This window comes from Pseudomonas sp. FW300-N2A2, from assembly GCF_017351735.1.
GTDB classification, from domain to species: domain Bacteria; phylum Pseudomonadota; class Gammaproteobacteria; order Pseudomonadales; family Pseudomonadaceae; genus Aquipseudomonas; species Aquipseudomonas migulae.
On record NZ_JACNDU010000022.1, the window covers coordinates 62962 to 81312 of the forward strand.

The 18351-nt window shown below is 54.5% G+C and carries 13 protein-coding genes; 9 read left to right on the plus strand and 4 right to left on the minus strand.

The genetic code is table 11. The annotated features are described in order from the left end of the window. The first annotated feature begins 8 nt into the window (after positions 1 to 8). From tssI to J4E42_RS22330, 9 genes are read left to right on the plus strand one after another with little or no spacing between them, the layout of a single operon-like run. Entirely contained in the window at positions 9 to 2051 is a 2043-nt protein-coding gene (tssI, locus tag J4E42_RS22290; protein WP_207286169.1) for a type VI secretion system tip protein VgrG, read from the plus strand. Then, the gene (locus J4E42_RS22295) at positions 2044 to 2943 is read left to right on the plus strand and encodes a DUF4123 domain-containing protein (protein WP_207286170.1); all 900 of its coding nucleotides are present in this window, start codon (positions 2044 to 2046) and stop codon (positions 2941 to 2943) included. The genes tssI and J4E42_RS22295 overlap by 8 nt, the downstream gene beginning before the upstream one ends. Further along, on the plus strand, positions 2940 to 6290 hold the full coding sequence (locus J4E42_RS22300; protein WP_207286171.1) for a toxin VasX: 3351 nt from the start codon (positions 2940 to 2942) through the stop codon (positions 6288 to 6290). Before J4E42_RS22295 ends, J4E42_RS22300 begins: the two co-directional genes overlap by 4 nt. 4 nt (positions 6291 to 6294) lie before the next feature. Next, positions 6295 to 7392: a DUF6708 domain-containing protein gene (locus J4E42_RS22305; protein WP_310650443.1), complete on the plus strand. Its 1098-nt coding sequence runs from the start codon at positions 6295 to 6297 to the stop codon at positions 7390 to 7392. 22 nt (positions 7393 to 7414) lie between these two features. Then, complete coding sequence (locus J4E42_RS29525; RefSeq protein ID WP_223434998.1) at positions 7415 to 8467, plus strand: DUF6708 domain-containing protein; 1053 nt, start codon at positions 7415 to 7417, stop codon at positions 8465 to 8467. A gap of 26 nt (positions 8468 to 8493) precedes the next feature. After that, the gene (locus J4E42_RS22315) at positions 8494 to 9588 is read left to right on the plus strand and encodes a DUF6708 domain-containing protein (RefSeq protein WP_404943256.1); all 1095 of its coding nucleotides are present in this window, start codon (positions 8494 to 8496) and stop codon (positions 9586 to 9588) included. A 22-nt stretch (positions 9589 to 9610) separates the two neighbouring features. Continuing rightward, entirely contained in the window at positions 9611 to 10663 is a 1053-nt protein-coding gene (locus tag J4E42_RS29530) for a hypothetical protein (protein ID WP_223434999.1), read from the plus strand. Between the two features lie 26 nt (positions 10664 to 10689). Next, complete coding sequence (locus J4E42_RS22325; protein WP_223435000.1) at positions 10690 to 11793, plus strand: DUF6708 domain-containing protein; 1104 nt, start codon at positions 10690 to 10692, stop codon at positions 11791 to 11793. Then, positions 11790 to 12875, plus strand: a complete 1086-nt coding sequence (locus J4E42_RS22330) for a DUF6708 domain-containing protein (protein WP_404943257.1) — start codon at positions 11790 to 11792, stop codon at positions 12873 to 12875. Before J4E42_RS22325 ends, J4E42_RS22330 begins: the two co-directional genes overlap by 4 nt. A 33-nt stretch (positions 12876 to 12908) precedes the next feature. Here J4E42_RS22330 and J4E42_RS22335 read toward each other — a convergent pair whose 3' ends face one another. The 4 genes from J4E42_RS22335 to J4E42_RS22350 all read right to left on the minus strand — a co-directional run bounded on the left by J4E42_RS22335 (position 12909) and on the right by J4E42_RS22350 (position 18351). Continuing rightward, on the minus strand, positions 12909 to 13730 hold the full coding sequence (locus J4E42_RS22335; RefSeq protein WP_207286172.1) for a VanW family protein: 822 nt from the start codon (positions 13728 to 13730) through the stop codon (positions 12909 to 12911). A gap of 355 nt (positions 13731 to 14085) precedes the next feature. Next, positions 14086 to 14664, minus strand: coding sequence for a hypothetical protein (locus tag J4E42_RS22340; protein ID WP_207286173.1), 579 nt, complete (start codon positions 14662 to 14664; stop codon positions 14086 to 14088). A gap of 158 nt (positions 14665 to 14822) precedes the next feature. After that, entirely contained in the window at positions 14823 to 15890 is a 1068-nt protein-coding gene (locus J4E42_RS22345; protein ID WP_207286174.1) for a lipocalin-like domain-containing protein, read from the minus strand. Then, on the minus strand, positions 15880 to 18351 hold the full coding sequence (locus J4E42_RS22350) for an FtsX-like permease family protein (RefSeq protein ID WP_207286175.1): 2472 nt from the start codon (positions 18349 to 18351) through the stop codon (positions 15880 to 15882). The genes J4E42_RS22345 and J4E42_RS22350 overlap by 11 nt, the downstream gene beginning before the upstream one ends.

Genomic DNA, 18351 nt, shown 5'->3' on the forward strand with positions numbered 1-18351 from the left:
AACAAGGGATGTTCGCGCCGGCCAATCAGACTCACTTTGCCCTGACCATCGAAGGTCTTTCCAGCGACTTCCAGGTTTTATCCCTGCAAGGTCGGGAAGCCATCAGCCAGCCGTTTGTGTTTGAGGTGGAACTGGTCAGTGAAAAGCCGTCCCTGGACCTCGAAAGCCTGCTGCACAAACCGGCCTTTTTGCAGCTCTCGCCCGACGGCAGCGGCATTCATGGCCAGATCTATCGCGCCGCCCAGGGTGATTCCGGCAAACGCCTGACCCGCTACGCGGTGACCCTGCGCCCGCAACTGTCCTACCTCGCGCACCGCATCAACCAGCGCATCTTCCAGAACCTCACCGTGCCGAAAATCATCGGCCTGGTCCTCGAAGAGCACGGCATCCAGAGCAATGCCTATCAATTCAAAGTCGGGGCGATTTATCCCGAGCGCATCTACTGCGTTCAGTACGATGAATCGGACCTGCAATTCGTCCAGCGCCTGTGCGAGGAAGAAGGTATCCACTACCACTTCGAGCACAGCGCCACGGCCCACAAACTGGTGTTCGGCGATGACCAGACGGTGTTCCCGAAACTCGCGCCCGTGGCCTATCAGCAAGACTCCGGCATGGTCGCCAGCGACCCGGTGATCAAGCGCTTCGACCTGCGCCTGGAAACCCGCACAAGCCGCATCACCCGCCGCGACTACGACTTCGAAAAACCGCGCATCAACCTCGAAAGCGAACACCGTGGCGACGCCCTGCCCGACCTCGAAGACTACGATTACCCTGGTCGCTTCATCGACCGCGAACGCGGCAAGCACCTGGCCAAACGTGCCCTCGAACGTCATCGCAGCGACTTCCAGCTGGCCGAAGGCAAAAGCGATCAGCCGTTGCTGGTCAGCGGCCATTTCCTGGCCCTGACCCAACACCCGAAAGCTAAATGGAACGACCTGTGGCTGCTGACCGAAGTCCTGCACGAAGGCAAACAGCCGCAAGTGCTGGAAGAGTCGGTCACCAGCAGCACGACCAACCTGAAAGACGACTTCCATCAGGGTTATCGCAACCGCTTCCAGGCCACTCCGTGGGACGTGCCGAACCGCCCGCCGCTGACGCAGAAGAAACCGCGCATTCTCGGCAGCCAGAGCGCCGTGGTCACCGGGCCCAAAGGTGAAGAAATCCACTGTGATCAGTACGGCCGCGTCAAAGTGCAATTCCACTGGGACCGCGAAGGTCAGGCCGACGACAAGACCAGCTGCTGGCTGCGCGTCTCCTCCGCCTGGGCCGGTGCTCACTACGGCGGCATCGCCATCCCGCGCATCGGCATGGAAGTGCTCGTCACGTTCCTCGAAGGCGACCCCGACCAGCCGCTGATCAGCGGCTGCCTGTACCACAAGGAAAACGTCGTCCCGTACGCCCTGCCGGCGAACAAGACCCGCACCACCTTCAAAACCCTGAGTTCACCGGGTGGCGCAGGCTTCAACGAACTGCGCATCGAAGACAAGAAAGGCCAGGAACAGATCTTCCTCCACGCCCAGCGCGACTGGGACGAAAACGTCGAACACGACCAGAAGATCCGCGTCGGCAACGAACGCCACGACACCGTGGAGAAGAACAGCTACAGCGAATTCAAGGCCGAAGAACACCACACCGTTTATGAAGACCGCAAAGTCGAAGCCCGCGCCAACGACCACCTGACCGTGGGCGTGAACCAGCACATCAAGATCGGCACCGGGCAACTCATCGACGCGGGCCAGGAAATCCACCTGAGCAGCGGCATGAAAATCGTGCTCGAAGCCGGCAGCGAACTGACCCTGATCGGCGGCGGCAGCTTCATCAAGATCGATGCCGGCGGCGTCACCATGAGCGGGCCGGCGATCAACATGAACTCTGGTGGCGGACCGGGCAGCGGGACGGGGGCGGCGCCGATATTGCCGGGGCCGTTGAAGCAGGCGGATGCGGATAAGGCCGGGCAATTGCTGGTGCCCGCGCAGCGCCAAGCGTTGATGCAGAAGAAGCCGATCTGCGCAATTTGCGAGAAGGCCAAACTGGAGGCGCAAAATGCTTAAGTCCGACTGGACGCTGGAAAACGGGTTGCCCCAAGGCCTGCCGTGGAATGGCACCGTCGGATTGTTGCTGGATGGCGTCAGCGTCGAGAAACTGCCCCAGCACCTTTATCAATGGTCGGATGACCCGGTGTTCGAGCCTCTCTACCTCGGCACCCAGTGGGCGGAATTGGGCGACGTCTCGCCGTGCCTGGTTCAGATAAATGCGCAGAGCAATCCCATCCTCGCGAAGTTTCTCGCCGAGCCCCGCCAGGAGTGGGGCTACCTGGTGTTCAGCGATCAACCCTGGACACAAATGGTCGAGCACTTCCGCTGGCTGACCAGCGTCATGCACCCTCAGGGTGAAGAAGTCCTGCTGCGCATCGCCGACCCAGCAGTGGCCCACGCATTGCTCAGTCACGCCGAGAGCATCAAGGACCCTACCCTGTTCGGCCCCTGCTCGCAGATCGTCGCCGCCGACGCGGCATTGGGTTGCTGGCACATCAACCAGCGACCGGGCAAGGCCCCCGAGCCGAACCACAGCAAACGCTATCGCTTGAGCGACGAGCAACTCAGCCAACTGGATGAAGTGAATTTCCGCAGCATCGTCCTGCGTCTCGACCAGCACATGCACGAATACTTCCCGTCCTATCAGGCACAATCGATGCCGCTGCACCGCTGGGAACACCTGCACGCACTGGCCTCGACCTCCTACGATCGCGGCTTCAACACCGAACTCGACATCACCCTCTACGCCAACATTCACGGGTTCCTCGGCGAGCGAGCGCTGGAGGAGCATCCGGACCTGGATGCGATACTCAAGACCCCGTCGGAACAAACGCCCGCTCAGAGACTCGAACGGGTCGCTGATATTGCCCAGGAACGGGCCGAAACCCTGCACAGGAATCAAGGATGACCACGCCAACATCGGCCGGCAAAAGCCCGAATAACGTTGCAAAAAGCCAGGACGACGGCAAGTGCTCCCTGGGTGGCTGCCCCCTGATGAAGGCCAAGATCCAGCTCATCCCGCTGCGTTATGGCCTCGTCGAACGGCTCGACCCATCCAGTGCACTGGCGATGCCATACAAGACCACTTCACGTCCTCTGGGCATTCGCTTGATCCGCGATGGCTGGCTCTACGTCATCGTCGACAAAAAACCTCAAGCCGTCATGCACGAATACCGCATCCAGAACGGCATCGTGACCCAACTGCTGTGGGAAAAAGGCGAGATCACCGCCAACAAACGCGAAAGCAACGTAGGCGAAGCCGTGTTGGTCTTCCCGCGTTCGAGCAAGCTCTACGTCAACTACTCCGAAGTGCAATGGACCGCCGCCAAATGCGCGCAGGTCATCAAGCACAAGTCCGAGCGTGAATACTTCATGCAGGCAGTGGACCTGACCAAGGCTGATCCGGAGAAAGGCGCGGCTAATCTGCTGACGCCGAGTCAGGCGGAGAAGTGGATTGCGGAAGTGGCGGAGCAGCCGAGCAAATCACCGGCAGCTGCAGGGGCTAAACCAGAGGAAAGCAAAGACTATCTCTGGGAACAAGCGTCGCACTTCAAGAAAACTCAGCTGGGTGCGCTGAAAAAACAAGTGAACGCGGAAAACGAGCGTGATCACCTGTACCTGGTTGTGCAAGACGATTTAGGTGTTCTGCGCGACCTTGCCGAGCATCAGGATTTGGTAACTGGCTGGATCAGTGACTGGAGTGACGCTGAGGCCAATCAAAAGAAGTATGTGTTTGGTTGCTACATCGAATCGTTGTACACCGTTACGACCGCAAATCTCTCCAATGCCGCAAAAGCAGATCCTCGCTTCGCAAAGCTTAATGACGAGACAAGCCCTGAGCAGCGACAAAACATCGTCGACTACGTGAATGTAAAAAACCAAACACAATGGTCTGGTGTAGGTACTCATAAAAGTGCTATCACCACTGCAAAAATGCGGATGCGCACAAATCTTGGCCCCCTGTATCCTCGTTACGAGGATCTGATTGAATCAATCGAAGATAATGCTGATGATGCACTTAATGGCGCCAAGATGGGGCAACAAGGCATCAATGACCTGATTGACCGCCCTGCAATGGAGGCATTCCTTAAACAACAAAGGGCTCAACTCAATCGTTGGAATAATCGTCTCGACCTAATCACCGACGATCGAATCAAGCTAGTTTGCGAAGGTCGATTCTATCGTTCCGCCTGGTATTATGACCCAAACTTCAGCAACCAATTGGAAAGCTCCTTGAGTGCTGAATATGCATGCATGAAAGATATTTGTCGAACCGACAAAGCTACCAAAGCAATTGCAGACCTAATAGAAAAAGAGCCTGGCTTTACCGTTCCTACGTTCTTCACACTTAGCCTATCTGATCGAAAAGACTTTCAAGCCAAACTAGCATCACTTTTCAAATATGCACGGGATGGCTGGAAAGCAAACAAAGACTTTAAAGCAGCACAAAAAACCATAGAAGAATACAAAGAACTAGTAAGCAGCAAACTAGCTGCAACTATGAATCTGGGTCCTGACGGCATTACCTTTGATCAACTCCGCAACACTGCCTATGACCCAGCGAAGCAATTGAAACTTGCAGATGCAATGGAAGAGGCCATGCAGGGCCTTGGTAACGGACGCACCATTGACCCCGCCAAATTCCTTCGACGGATTCCCGGCGCTGCTTGGATTGATATATTCCGAGCATTTAATCAAGGTGGAATCACACTATCCTTTGCTTCCGCCGATCAAATTCGACGCTTCGAAGCCGACATGGAAAAGCTCTCGGAGCTTCGTCAAGAGATGTCAACTCTCAAAAACAAAATCAAACAAACTTTAGCAAGCGAACGAAAAGGGAGAGCTCCCAAAGGTAGTCATCGTTCGCTAGTTTCTCAACGAAAAGCGATACAACAGTCAGTAGCACCATTGGAATCAAAAGTAGCGCAAGCTATGAGTCCGATTGGAGAAGCACCAGGAAAGACCGGAATAAAAATAGCCGGTCTAAATAGTTCACAAGTAACTGAATTCCACCGAATGGCTGAAGATAGCCGACTGAGAAAGCAATACAAAGGCCTGAGCGCAGATGTCTACAAATCCGCTGGCGGCGACTTGTTCGCTTCTGCGGCCTTTGTTATGCAGGCGATTAATTTTATTGTAGTTCTCGGAGAAGTAAGAAGAAAAGAAACCAGGGATAGATCAGATGTCATATCATTTTTTAATGCGCTATTTTCCACCGTTGGGGGAGGATTTGCAGCGCTTCAAGGTATAGCAAGTACCAGCCTTTCGGTCGCGGTAAACAATTACACTAGTGTTGCAGGAAAAATTAAGTATGCCGCGCGCCTTGGCAAGCTGACTGGTTTCCTGGGGCTTGGAGGCTATGGATTTAGCACAGCAGCAGCTGTACTTAGCCTATCAGGAGAAAAAGGGTCGATTGCAAGATGGACTGAAGCAATGAGAACTGGCGATAGTGCCAAGCTGGCAGGTGCAAGCATGACTTTGGCTGGTGATTCTGGACAAGTTGTGGTAAACGGTTGGGCAACGACTCAGACAGCTCATAGTCTATTCAAAGCAACTACTACACTTAATGAAGCTAGAGCGGTGGCTTGGGCAACTGCAGGAGCAAGGGTATTGAGCATCGCAGCAAGGGCAAACTTAATCGGTTTAGTGCTGACAGGTTTGCAGTTGGGCGGAGAATGGATCTATAACCGCAACAACAAAACTGAATTAGATAACTGGCTACAAAAAGGTGCCTGGGGAAAAAAAAGCAACAATAACAGCTTAGATAAGGAGCGCCTACTCTTAGCGGACATTACTGGCGCCCCCAAAGTCACATTACGAAAAATCAATAATCAATCGATGGCTGTGCTTAGCATCCCAAGCATGACGGCTCGAGAGTTAGATGCAGCAGGTCTTGGAATTTCCGCCTACTGGATGAATAATCTCCAGCGAAACGACTGGGAGGCCTGGACTGAGCCGATGCTATATCAGCTAAACCTTATCAGCGACCAAGATGCACCACTAGAGTTAGGCTTGGAAATATTTCAGCATGAAGCAAATGCCCAGAGCGGTCTTGCTATTAAGCTTCGCTATCGACCACTTCCAAGCTCGGATGTTATACGAGAGAAAAAATTCGAGACACTGACATTGAATGCTGGCAATGATAAGGAAATACCCCCAACATCGATTTTGCGGACTCGCAAGGAAAACTCTCCTTGGGCACTCATAACCCATGACTATTTAAGTACATCCACCCAATCTCAAATATCCGGTTAATCAGATGCCAGCACCTGACAATAACATAATCGACGAAATCAATATAAAACTTCAAAGACCGACAGCCGGAGAAGTACGTAAATTTGCGACGGGTGAGGCCGTATTTCTGGCTCCACTCCCCGTCCCTACTGGCGACACCCCTATGGACTTAGACGGAAGTTTCATAGAAATCAATGAATCTTTTCTCGACATTGGAAGCAGTAATTTCAACAAGGCATTTCAAACACAAGCCATGATTGGACTCGTCATGGCTTTTATAATTACATGCGTTGTGATCGGCCCCCTTATCATTGGCCTAACAGCTTTTGGGGATCCTTATGGCCGAAGCTTTTCAGATAATTTTTTAGAGTTTTTCTTTCCAGGATTGGAATTTGCTATGTGGGGGGCCTTGGGTTTCTCAGCTATGGGGATTTACGTAATTCTCAGCAGTACTTTTAATAAAACTCGAAGCCGTCCAATCCGCTTCCATCGACAACGACGTGAGGTTTGCTTCTTTCCCAACGGGTCCGACGAGCAGGTCATCCAGCCATGGGAAGAAATGGTCTCATGGCTTTCCGTCAGCACGGGTGTTACAGGTGTAGGCGTCATGAGCAATTACACTTTTGGAATGGCATTCGACGACCAAAAACGTAATAAAGTGCACTTCGTTAACCAACAAGTTATGACGCCGACGCATGCATTAAGCAAGTGGGAAGCAATACGTATCTATATGGAAAAAGGCCCGAAATTTTGCCCCGGCAAGGCGCCATATGAAGGTCGACACACATTCGATCAACAACGCGAAACCATTAGTCAGGAATACCGCGAAGGCGACCGCTCCGCGCTTGGAGTTGGTTGGTGGTACTTTTCCCATCTAATCACCTTGTGGCGCTTTCCGTACTGGGTAGCGGAATGGGACCACCGCTACAGCATGAAGTCCTTACCTAACTCCATTGCTGAATGGTCAAAATCTCTACCGCCTGAGCAGTGGGCCAAGCCGAGTCAAGCTCTAAAAGAGCAAAGCGCCAAGATCGAGAAGGCTTTTACTCAGGGACAAGATTTCATGACTTACTTCAAGGCAAATCTAAACGCAAACAAGACAGAAGAATCGATAAATAACTGAATGAAAACGATGAGCCGCGTCCTTGAAGCATAAATACGACCGACTACCTCATGCCGGAGACTTTGAAAGTGAATCCGGCACAGAGATTGTCTACCTATCACCTAGGCCCGTCCCTACAGGTCTGCCGCTTTTCAGTGCGCGCCAACTGCACCGTAACACCAATGAAACCTTTCTAGACTTTGCTGTCGGGCAAGGCAATTTTGAATTTATGGCTAGAATTGGTATCGGCGCGGTCATACTCATTGTCACTTTGCTATTTTTTTTCTCTGCTTTCGCCTCTTACCTTAGAAGAAACGCAGAGCCATTTTTGAGTGGTTGGCTCAGCTTTTTTTTCAACCCTGTACTTTGGTTGATTATTGGCGCTATCGCACTTACCTATATTTATTTCTTCCATCAAGCCGCTCGACAAGTTTCAGCACACCCACCTGTTCGCTTTAACAGGCAGCGCCGCGAAGTCGTATTTGTACCTCAAAAGGGCCATAAACCACGATATGTACCTTGGGAAGATGTTATAGCCTGTGTCTCAGTGGGAAAACTCATTACCCAATATGCAGTGATGCCAGAATACAAACTTATGATTGGCCTGCGGGATGCCGGCACCGGAAATGTATTGTGGTCCGTTATACCCAGCAGTAATTTGAGCCTTGCCGTTTCTGAGTGGGAGGCAATTCGTGCCTATATGGAGGAAGGTATGTCTGCCCTCCCCCCAGATCAATCGGACGAACTAGAGGAAGGCTCCGTCGAATTCTTCCATCTGTGTCGTCGTAGTTATCGAGCAAATCACTCATTTCTACGTTACACCTGGGGCTTTTTGACAATACAATTTTTTAGCGGCTGGACAATACCGTGCTACATATCTGGTTGGGTGAACCGTCGGCCAAAAGCAGGTTTTCCTAAAGAAGTCCTGGAATGGTCAAGACCTCTCCCCACTGAGCAACACGCTCTGCCGAGCGAAGCGTTGCTCGAGGAAAGCGCTGAAATCCGGAAGGCCTTTGCCAAAGGGCAAAACCTGCTGGATTACTTCAAGGTGAAATTTTCCGAACCGGCTAACGAGCCCACAGTGGATGCATCCTAGGCCGAATACCGTTTATGGCTTTCCGAATGACACCTATCTCTGCGCAGCACGACGAGTTCGATATTAAACAGCAGCGCCCTGCTGCCGGTGAAACTCGTCGTTTTGCTACAGGAGAGGCTCTATTTTTTTCGCCACTGCCGGTGCCTACCGGGCAAATCCCAATGGATCTCGGCGGCAGCTTCGTTGAAGTCAACGACACCTACCTGGACTTGGGCAGCAGCAACCCCACCAAATCTTTCCAAGCACGTTTAGCTGTTTCGCTTCCTACAGTCGTAGTTCTCGTTTGTCTGTTTGTTCTCCCAACCTTGATGGGCTTCGCAGCATTCATAAATCCATTCGGTAGAAGCTTTTGGTTTTACTTCAGCGATTTTTTTGAGTTTGGACTATCACTAGCGCTCTGGTGTGGAGGAGGAGCAGCGCTGATCGGCCTGTACGCGATTATCAGCACCACCAGAAGCAAAGCCCGTACCCGACCTATTCGATTTAACCGTCAACGCCGAGAGGTCTGTTACTTCCCGGATGGTTCCGACGAACCAGTGATCCAGCCTTGGGAAGACACGGTTGCGTGGATATCAGTCAGCACCGGATTTACAGGAGTAGGCGTAATCAGTAGCTACACCTTTGGCATGGCCATAGATAATCCCAAGGCCGATACGGTGCACTTTTTTGTACAAGAGGTCATGACTCCTATTCATGGACTAGGCAAATGGGAAGCCATACGTGTCTACATGGAAAAAGGTCCAGAATTCTGCCCTGGCAAAGCACCCTACGAGGGTCGTCACACCTTCGATAAAGAACGACAAGACATGCATGAGGAATACCAGCACAACGAGCGTTCCGCTTTAGGCGTTGGCTGGTGGTACCTGACACACCTGATCACTTGGTGGCGTTTTCCGTACTGGGTAGCGGAATGGGACCATCGTTTCAGCATGAAGTCTCTACCTGAATCCATTGCTGAGTGGTCTAAACCTTTACCGTCTGAGCAATGGGCCAAGCCGAGCCAAGCTTTGAAAGAGCAAAGCGCCAAGATCGAGAAGGCTTTTGCTCAGGGACAAGATTTCATGACTTACTTCAAGGCAAATCTAAACGCAAACAAGACAGAAGAATCGATAAATAACTGAATGGAAACGATGAGCCACGTCCTTGAAGCATAAATACGACCGACTACCTCATGCCGGAGACTTTAAAAGTGAATCCGGCACAGAGATTGTCTACTTATCACCTAGGCCAGTGCCTACAGGTCTTCCGCCTTTCAGTGCTCGCCAGCTGCATCGTGACACCAACGATGTCTTTCTGGACTTTGCAGTCGGCCGTGCAAATTTCGAGTTCATGGCTCGTGCAGGCATCGGTTCGGTAATGTTCATCACCCTCTTCTTCCTTTTTGTATCAGGTTTTGGCTCGTGGCTGAGAAGAGACGTTCAGCCTTTCTGGACCAGTTGGATAGATTTTTTTACAAACGCCTACGTCCAGGGATTCATCTGGTGTCTTTCCGCTGTTTACGTTTGTATATTTTGTTATGCAGTCCGCCAGATCACTGTTCACCCCCCTATCCGCTTTAACCGACAACGCCGTGAAGTTGTGTTCGTACCAAAAAAGGGAGCCGCGCCACGCTATGTCCCTTGGGAGGAGGCAATCGCTTGTGTATCCGCGGGCCAGCTTATTACTCAATATGCGGTGATGCCCGAATACAAGCTAATGATCGGTTTGCGTGATAGTGCCAGTGGCGATGTCTTGTGGTCCGTAGTGCCGAGCAGCAGTTTGAGTCTGGCCGTGTCCGAATGGGAGGCGATCCGCATGTACATGGAAGTGGGAAGTTTCGCGCTGCCATCTGATGAAACGGAAGAGTTTGAAGAAGGCAGCGTTCCCTTTTTCCACTTGTGTCGACGTAGCTACCGCGTGGATCACTCATTTCTACGCTACGTAGGGGGTTTTCTGGTCATTCAATTTTTCAGCGGCTGGACTTTGCCGTGCTATATCTCTGGTTGGGTCAACAACCGCCCAAAAGCCGCCTTCCCTAAAGAAGTCCTGGAGTGGTCAAGACCTCTCCCCATTGAGCAACACGCTACGCCAAGCGAAGCGTTGCTCGAAGAGAGCACTGAAATTCGGAAGGCCTTTGCCAAAGGGCAAAACCTGCTGGATTACTTCAAGGTGAAATTTTCCGAACCGGCTAAAGAGCCCACAGTGGATGCGTCCTAGGCCGAATACCGTTTATGGCTCTCCGAATGACACCTATCTCTGCGCAGCACGACGAGTTCGATATTAAACAGCAGCGCCCTGCCGCCGGTGAAACTCGTCGTTTTGCTACTGGAGAGGCTCTATTTTTTTCGCCACTGCCGGTGCCTACCGGGCAAATCCCCATGGATTTCGGCGGAAGCTTCGTTGAAGTCAACGAGACATTCCTCGACTTGGGCAGTAGTAATTTCGGCAAGGCTTTCCAAGCTAGGGCAATGATTGGGCTCGGTATGATATTCATCTTCTCATGCCTGATTGTTTTGCCTTTGCTTGCAGGATCTACTACTTGGGGAAATCCATTTTCCGAATCCTTTTGGGACAGAGCTGCAGGTATGTTCCATTTCGGTGTGACCTTTAGTCTTTGGGGAGGAGCAATAGCCGCGCTTCTCGGTACTTACGTTATTTTGAGCACTACCAGAGCGAAGTCCCGCACCCGTCCAATTCGATTCAACCGCCAACGTCGTGAAGTCTGCTTTTTCCCCGAAGGTTCTGACGCTCCTGTCATTCAACCATGGGAAGAGACAGTATCTTGGCTCTCAATCAGTACAGGTGTGACTGGAGTGGGGGTAACAAGCGCCTATACCTTTGGTATGGCGTTCGACGATTCCAGAGCTGACGTAGTGCACTTTGTGAGACAAGGAGTAATGACTCCTACTCATGGCTTGGGCAAATGGGAAGCCATACGTGTCTATATGGAAAAAGGCCCAGAGTTCTGCCCTGGCAAAGCCCCCTACGAAGGCCGTCACACCTTCGATAAAGAACGACAAGACATGCATGAGGAATACCAGCACAACGAGCGTTCCGCTTTAGGCGTTGGCTGGTGGTACCTGACACACCTGATCACTTGGTGGCGTTTTCCGTACTGGGTAGCGGAATGGGACCATCGTTTCAGCATGAAGTCTCTACCTGAATCCATTGCTGAGTGGTCTAAACCTTTACCGTCTGAGCAATGGGCCAAACCGAGCTCAGCTTTGAACGAGCAAAGCGCGAAGATTGAAAGAGCCTTTGCTCAAGGACAGGATTTCATGACGTACTTCAAGGCCAACCTCAGCAAAACCGAGACAAAAGAATCTGCGGATAGTTCGGCATTATGAGCGTAGATATCAAACAACCCGGTGATTGGCGGGACTTGAGCAATCAGCACCCTGTCGCTGGTGAGACCCGACGTTTTGCCACTGGCGAGGCATTGTTCTTTTCACCACTACCCATTCCTACCGGGCAGACACCAATGGACTTGGGTGGAAGCTTTCTTGAGGTCAACGATACTTATCTCGATGTCGGTAGTAGCAACTTCAATAAGGCTTTCCAGGCCAGAGTGATGATCGCAAGTGTAATGCTCTTGTTGATTGTAAGTTCGATAGTAGGACCTTTCATCGCCGGCTTGACTAGTATCGGTGATCCCTACGGCCGAACATTTATAAACATTTTCATAGAGTTTTTTGCCACTGGCGCTGTCTTTGGCGTTTGGATTGCGGCAGGCGCAGCGGTTTTAGGACTGTATGTTGTCATCAGCTCCACACTCACCAAATCCCGCACCCGCCCCATCCGCTTCAACCGCCAACGCCGCGAAGTCTGCTTTTTCCCCAACAACTCCGACGAACCCGTCATCCAGCCATGGGAAGAACTGGTCGCCTGGCTCTCAGTCAGTACCGGTTCAACCGGCGAAGGCATCATCAGCACTTACACCTTTGGCATGGCATTCGACGACCCCAAGGCCGACACAGTCCACTTCGTAAACCGAGGCGTAGCAACACCCATCCATGGCTTGGCCGAGTGGGAAGCGATCCGCGTTTATATGGAAAAAGGACCGCAGTACTGCCCCGGCAAGGCGCCTTACGAAGGCCGCCATACCTTCGATCAAGAGCGTGCCGATATGCATGAGGAATACCAGCACAACGAGCGTTCCGCTTTAGGCGTTGGCTGGTGGTATCTGACACACCTGATCACTTGGTGGCGTTTCCCTTACTGGGTCGCAGAGTGGGACCATGGCTACAGTATGAAAGCGCTGCCGGACTCGATTGCAGATTGGTCGAAACCACTGCCGCCGGAGCAATGGGCAACGCCAAGTGCCGAGTTGGTTGCACAGAGCGCCAGGATTGAAAAAGCCTTTGCTCAGGGCCAGAGCTTCATGGAGTATTTCAACGCCAGCAAGCACCCGATGCAAAAAACAAGTTAAGAAAAACGGGCGATCAAACGATCGCCCGTTTTTTTATGCACGCTCAGCCAATAAACTCTCTTCAACCTCATACTTGACTACCACCCGATTCTTATAAAGCCGCGCACTCTCCAACACCTGACTCTCCTGCCCCTTGCTCCTCACATCCCGCCAGATTTCATTCTCCCGAAACACCCGCCCGCCTTCACGCACAAACCGGTGTTCCCGTTGATAAACGTGATACCGAAACGCCCGGACCTGATCACACAACAACTCCCCTTCCAACTGCTGCTCAGCCACTTTCAACTTCAACTGAAAGTGCCGATCCGTCGGGTTGTGCAGCACCAGGTCGATGTAGTTGTAAAAGATCGCCGCCCCGGAACCGAATGGCAGCACGCGCCCCTCGTCAGGAAATGGGTCGAAGCTGTGATTCGATCGCTCGACTACCAGCAGCGGGGAGTGAATCGCCATCCAGTGGATCAGGTTGCTTAGTTGGCAAATCCCGCCACCGACGCCGCTGCGCGCTTCACCGAAGGACAGTTCCATGCCTTCGACGTAACCGCGTTTTCGGGTCGGTCGGCCGACCAGACGGCAGAAGGAAAAGTATTCACCGGGGCCAATGACCACGCCGTCTATTGAAGACACGGCCAATTTCAGGTTCACGACTTTGTTGTGTTGCAGCTGCACATCGGAGTCGCCGAGTTTGCGGATCAGTTTGGAGGTGTGTTTGAGGTATCGGTACGGCAAGCGCTCAAAGGTGTCTTTCGGGCGAGCGTAACGTTTGCGGGAGAAGCGCCACGCCAGTTGGCGGAACAGTCTTTTTTGCCACACGCGCAGCCAGTAGAGGGCCGGGTGATAAAGGGAGAGAGGTTTCATCCGTGTCAGAACGGCGGCTGCCGTTTTTATCCTTTATAAGAAATGCTGAGCATCCTATCGGATTTATGCAGTGCATATTGCACTTGAAGAAGGTGTTCGCCCAGTGTAATGGCCTCGGCAATCCATGCACTGGTAAAGAGCCCTGACACTGGGCGAACGGGAGGGATTTTAATAGAAGTTGGCGGATATGTCCGTGTGCATAAACATGAAATTTGTGTACACAATGTTTAACAAAATGTCGATTGCAATATTACGCTGACAACTTTTTAAACCCACCAGTTAGACCATTAATTCTGATCATTCCTATACAAGAAACTGTACAGGAATGATCAAGCTGTAGAGCCAAGACTCAACTTTAGTGTTGAGTGGTCACTTTCAATACATCGGTATACGTCACGACGACGCTCTGCCCTACTTTCAAGTCTTTCAGTTTTTTCTGAACTTCAGGTTTTTCAACGTTGATGGTTTTCGAGTGTCCGCGGGGTCCCTTGAAGGTCACCTGGTTTTTCGCCACATCAATTTTGGTGATTTGCAGTTGTACCTGTACCTGACGGAAGGCTTCACCCCCAGGGTTGGGGTCGTCTTTGGTGGCGCGGATTTCTCCGGTGCGTTCGGTAGAGCCCGGCAGACCTTTGTCGACATCGGTGTCGAGGTAAGCGGCAACCGAGCGGATAACCTCGACAGTGACCTTATCACCGACCTTCAGGTTACCCAGATTCTTGGCATTGTCGCTCAGTTGTACATTCACCTCACGGCCTTCAGCACCTTCAAGGACGACTTGGTGGTTGGCGGCGTCTACGGCCAGGACTTTGGTCGTGACTTGATCGGCTTCAACGACGGCAGACAACGGAATGTCCGCTGCCACGGCGCTGAAGCTGACAGTGGACAGCACGGTGGCGAGGGTGATGGCTTTGGTCAGAGCATGAAGTTTCATAAGCGGAACATTCCCTGTGGTGGATGGCAGCAGACGGCTCTGAATCGAGGTTCGGCGCCGTCTGTGCCACTGAGCATAGACGCTGTTCAGCGATTGTCCGCCGTCTCTTGCACGGGTGGACGCGGTATTTCGAGGCACGCGCTGTCGAGAGCTGCGGCTCAATACCCGGTCATTTCCAGATAGCCCTGCCCTGCATGACTGCCGCTCAGGCGCACGGGGCCTTCCCAGTATGGAATGCGCAAATTCATCCAGGCATTGCGATTGAGGGCATCGAGGGTGATGTCGAGGTGCTTGGCGGGGATTTTGATTGACCAGCGAACCGGCATCGAACGACCGGCGACTGTCGCGGTGTCTTGTGGCGTGAGGATGATGTCGGCGGCGTGCAATAACTGAGTCTGGCCCTGCGCGTCGATCCAGGTGCCGGTGAGATACGGCTCGCCGTTTTTCTGCCGCATGCGGTACAGCATGACCTGTTCGCCGCTGTCCAGGTGCAGGGAAAACCAGTCCCAACCTGTCTGATTGGCGGTCAGTGGCTGGCTGCTCCACTCGCGGTCAAGCCAGGCTGGACCGCTGACCTGATAGGCCTTGCCGTCGATATCCAACGTGCCGCGGGCCTGGAAAAACGGCTGGCTGTAGTAGTACGACGCCTGGCCCTGTTCGGATTTCTGACTGAAACCCTTGTCGCCCTGAAGCACCAGTGGACGCGTGGAAGTCAGCCGCAGCTGGTAGCCGAACGCCTTGTCGCGGGCACTGAGTTGAAGCTCCGCCAGAGGATCGGCGCCCTGGCTGCTGAATCGCCAGTCGTCGATCCACGCATTGAACGGGTCAAGACTCACACCCGCCTGACCAACGCCGCCCCGGGAATAACGCTCGGCAGCATGATGCACCGTGGCAGAGGTCACCGCAGCATGCCCCAACCAGATCACCTGATTGCCCCAACCCGCCACCTCGGGCGCGGCTTTCAACGCACTGCGAAACAGCGTCCATTGCACGCCGAACTCGCGGCCCTGATCGTCCTTGAGGTTAGCCGTGACGTACCACCACTCGATCCGAAAGCCATCGTGGGGACCGTGATCCACCGGGAAGCTGAACACCCGGCCGGGCACTACCGGTGTGAACGCGGCGGCTTCACCCCCGAGCCCGGCGAAGCCTTTTTCAACCGGCGCCGTGTCATCGCAGCCGCTCAAAAAAAGTGCCAGCAACAACGCGCCGAGCTTAATCCTCATGAGCAAACGTCCTCAGCAGGTCCGCCGGTTGCGAGCGATACAGCGCGTACAGCGGCCACGCCGACGCCAGCAAAGTCGCGAACAACGCCAGCCCCATCAACTGCAACAGCTGCAACGGAAAGACCCGCAACGGCAGGCGCCAACCGAACGCCTGAACGTTGATCACCGTGTCCAGGCACCACGCCAGCGCGATGCCCAACGGCAACGCCAACATCAGTGTCAGCACCGCCAGCAGCCAGGTTTGCCCGAGGTTGAGCAGCATCAATTGTCGGCGCGTCACGCCCAGCGCCCACAGGGGCGCGAGTTGTCCGAGGCGGCTCTGGCTCTGGGTCAGCAGGCTGATAAACAGCGCCACGCCCGCGACTGCAAGGGTCAGGCTGTTCAGTGCGGCAGTGGCGGCGAAGGTGCGTTCGAACACTTGCGTGGACCAGCCCTTGAGCCGGGCCTGATCGACGATGCGACTGTCATCGAGGGCGAAGCGCGCTTGCAGGGTTTGCAGGAACGGCGCAATCAACGGCGGGTCGATGCGCAGGTTGAAACGGTTCGGCGTCAGTTGCGGCCAGCCGCGCAGCAGGTGATTGACGTTGACCAGGAGGTGACCCTTGGGGTTGCCGTAGTCGGCGTAGATCCCGACGATTCGCGGCGACCAGGGGCCCGCCGGTGTGGGAATCGTCAGGTGGTCGCCCAGATGCACTTTCAACCGCCGCGCCAGTTGTTCGCTGAGCATCAAGGCGTCGTCCTTGGCCAGCCGGTCCCACGGGTTGTCGCCCAAGGCCTCCAACAGCGGCCAGTGCTGGCGATAGGTCGGGTGATCGATCACGCCGAACACGTCCGCCGGCCAGCCTTGCAACTGGATCGACACCTGCCAGTTGGGCAGCACCGCGCGGAGGGAGGGTTGCTGTTTGAGCCAGCTCTGCAGTTCTCTGGCCTGGGCCGGATTTTGCGGGTTCACGTACAGCTCGGCAGTCAGGCGTTGTTCGAGCCAGTTGCTGAAGGTCTGGCGGAAACCGGCGGTCATGCTGCCGGCGCCGATGTTCGCCGCCAATGCCAACAGCAGCGCCATCAGCGCCAGGCTCAGGGCCGGCAGTTGCTGGCGGCAATCGGCGAGAAACCATTGGCCGAGCACCGAGCGGCTGCGCTGCAGCGTCAGGTTCAACACGCTGTTGAGCACCACCGGCAGCGCCAGTGCGGCACCGATCAACAATGCCGCCATCAGCACAAATCCACTGGCGAGGCTGTCGCCCCGGATCAGCGCCAGTAACGCGATCACGCCGGCAATCGCCGCGACCCACGCCTGGCGCCGCAACCAGCGTGCGTGAGCCTGATGCCAGGCTTGCGGATCGGCCAGGGCCAGCAACGGCAGACGCGCCGCCCGCAACAAACTGTTGGCACCGGCCAACAACGCGCCGAACAGGCTCAAGCCGACGCCACTGAGCCACCACCATGGACTGAGGCTTAACTGCCCCGCCACTTCGGCACCGTACAAACCGCGCAAACTCGCAGCGACATCCGGCAGCAGCACGCTGGCCAGTAGATAACCGCTGGCAACGCCGGCAAGGCCGCCGATCAGTGCCAGGCCGCCCAGTTCAACGGCGAGGCAAGCGATCAACATCCGTGCGCTGACACCACAGGCGCGCAAGGTTCGCAGCAGCCCTCGGCGTTGCTCCAGCGCCAGCCCGATGGCCGCGTGAACGATGAACAGGCCGACCACGAAAGACAGAAAACCCAAGGCATCGAGGTTCAGGTGAAAACTTTCGGTGAGTCGCGAGAGGTTGTTTTCTTCGCCGCTGCTTTTGAGTTGGAGCTGGCTTTTGAACTGATCCGGCAAGGTGGCGGTGAAATCCTTGGGCAGCAGCAGACGAGACAGTTGCTCCGGCAGCCCCAGAATCTGCTGGGCGAAGCCGATATCCACCAGCAACACGCCGGGGGCCATGTCGGTTTGTACATGCAGCGGCGGCAATGTCGCCCCGCTCAACGTCAGCGGCTGCTCGCCTTCGCGCATGCCCAACGCTTGCAACGTCTGCGGCGAAATCCAGGTGCTGCCCGGCGGGCTGAAAAACCGGACGATCTGCTCGATGTCCAATGCCCGCCCGGCCACCGCTGACCCGGCCGGCAGCGACACCGGCTCGATGCCCATCAGTTGCAAGCGCTGGTCTTCATGGCCCTTGAGCGTCACCCGCCCTTGCAGCACCGGCGACACCGGCCAACCGGCGCGGCGCAGTTCGATAAACAATGCCTGAGAAAAAGTCCCGCCACCGGGTGCGCTGAGGCTGGCCTGCGGCTCACCGCCGATCAACTGACTGGCCCGCGCATAACTTTCCCGCGCCTGACTGTTGAGCGCCTGCACGCCGGTCAGCAGGCTGGTGGCCAGCCACAGCCCGGTCAGCACACTGAAAAACTGCACCGGGTGCTGCCGCCAATGGCTGAGCAGCGCCCGCAACGTCTCGCGAAAGACTCGCAC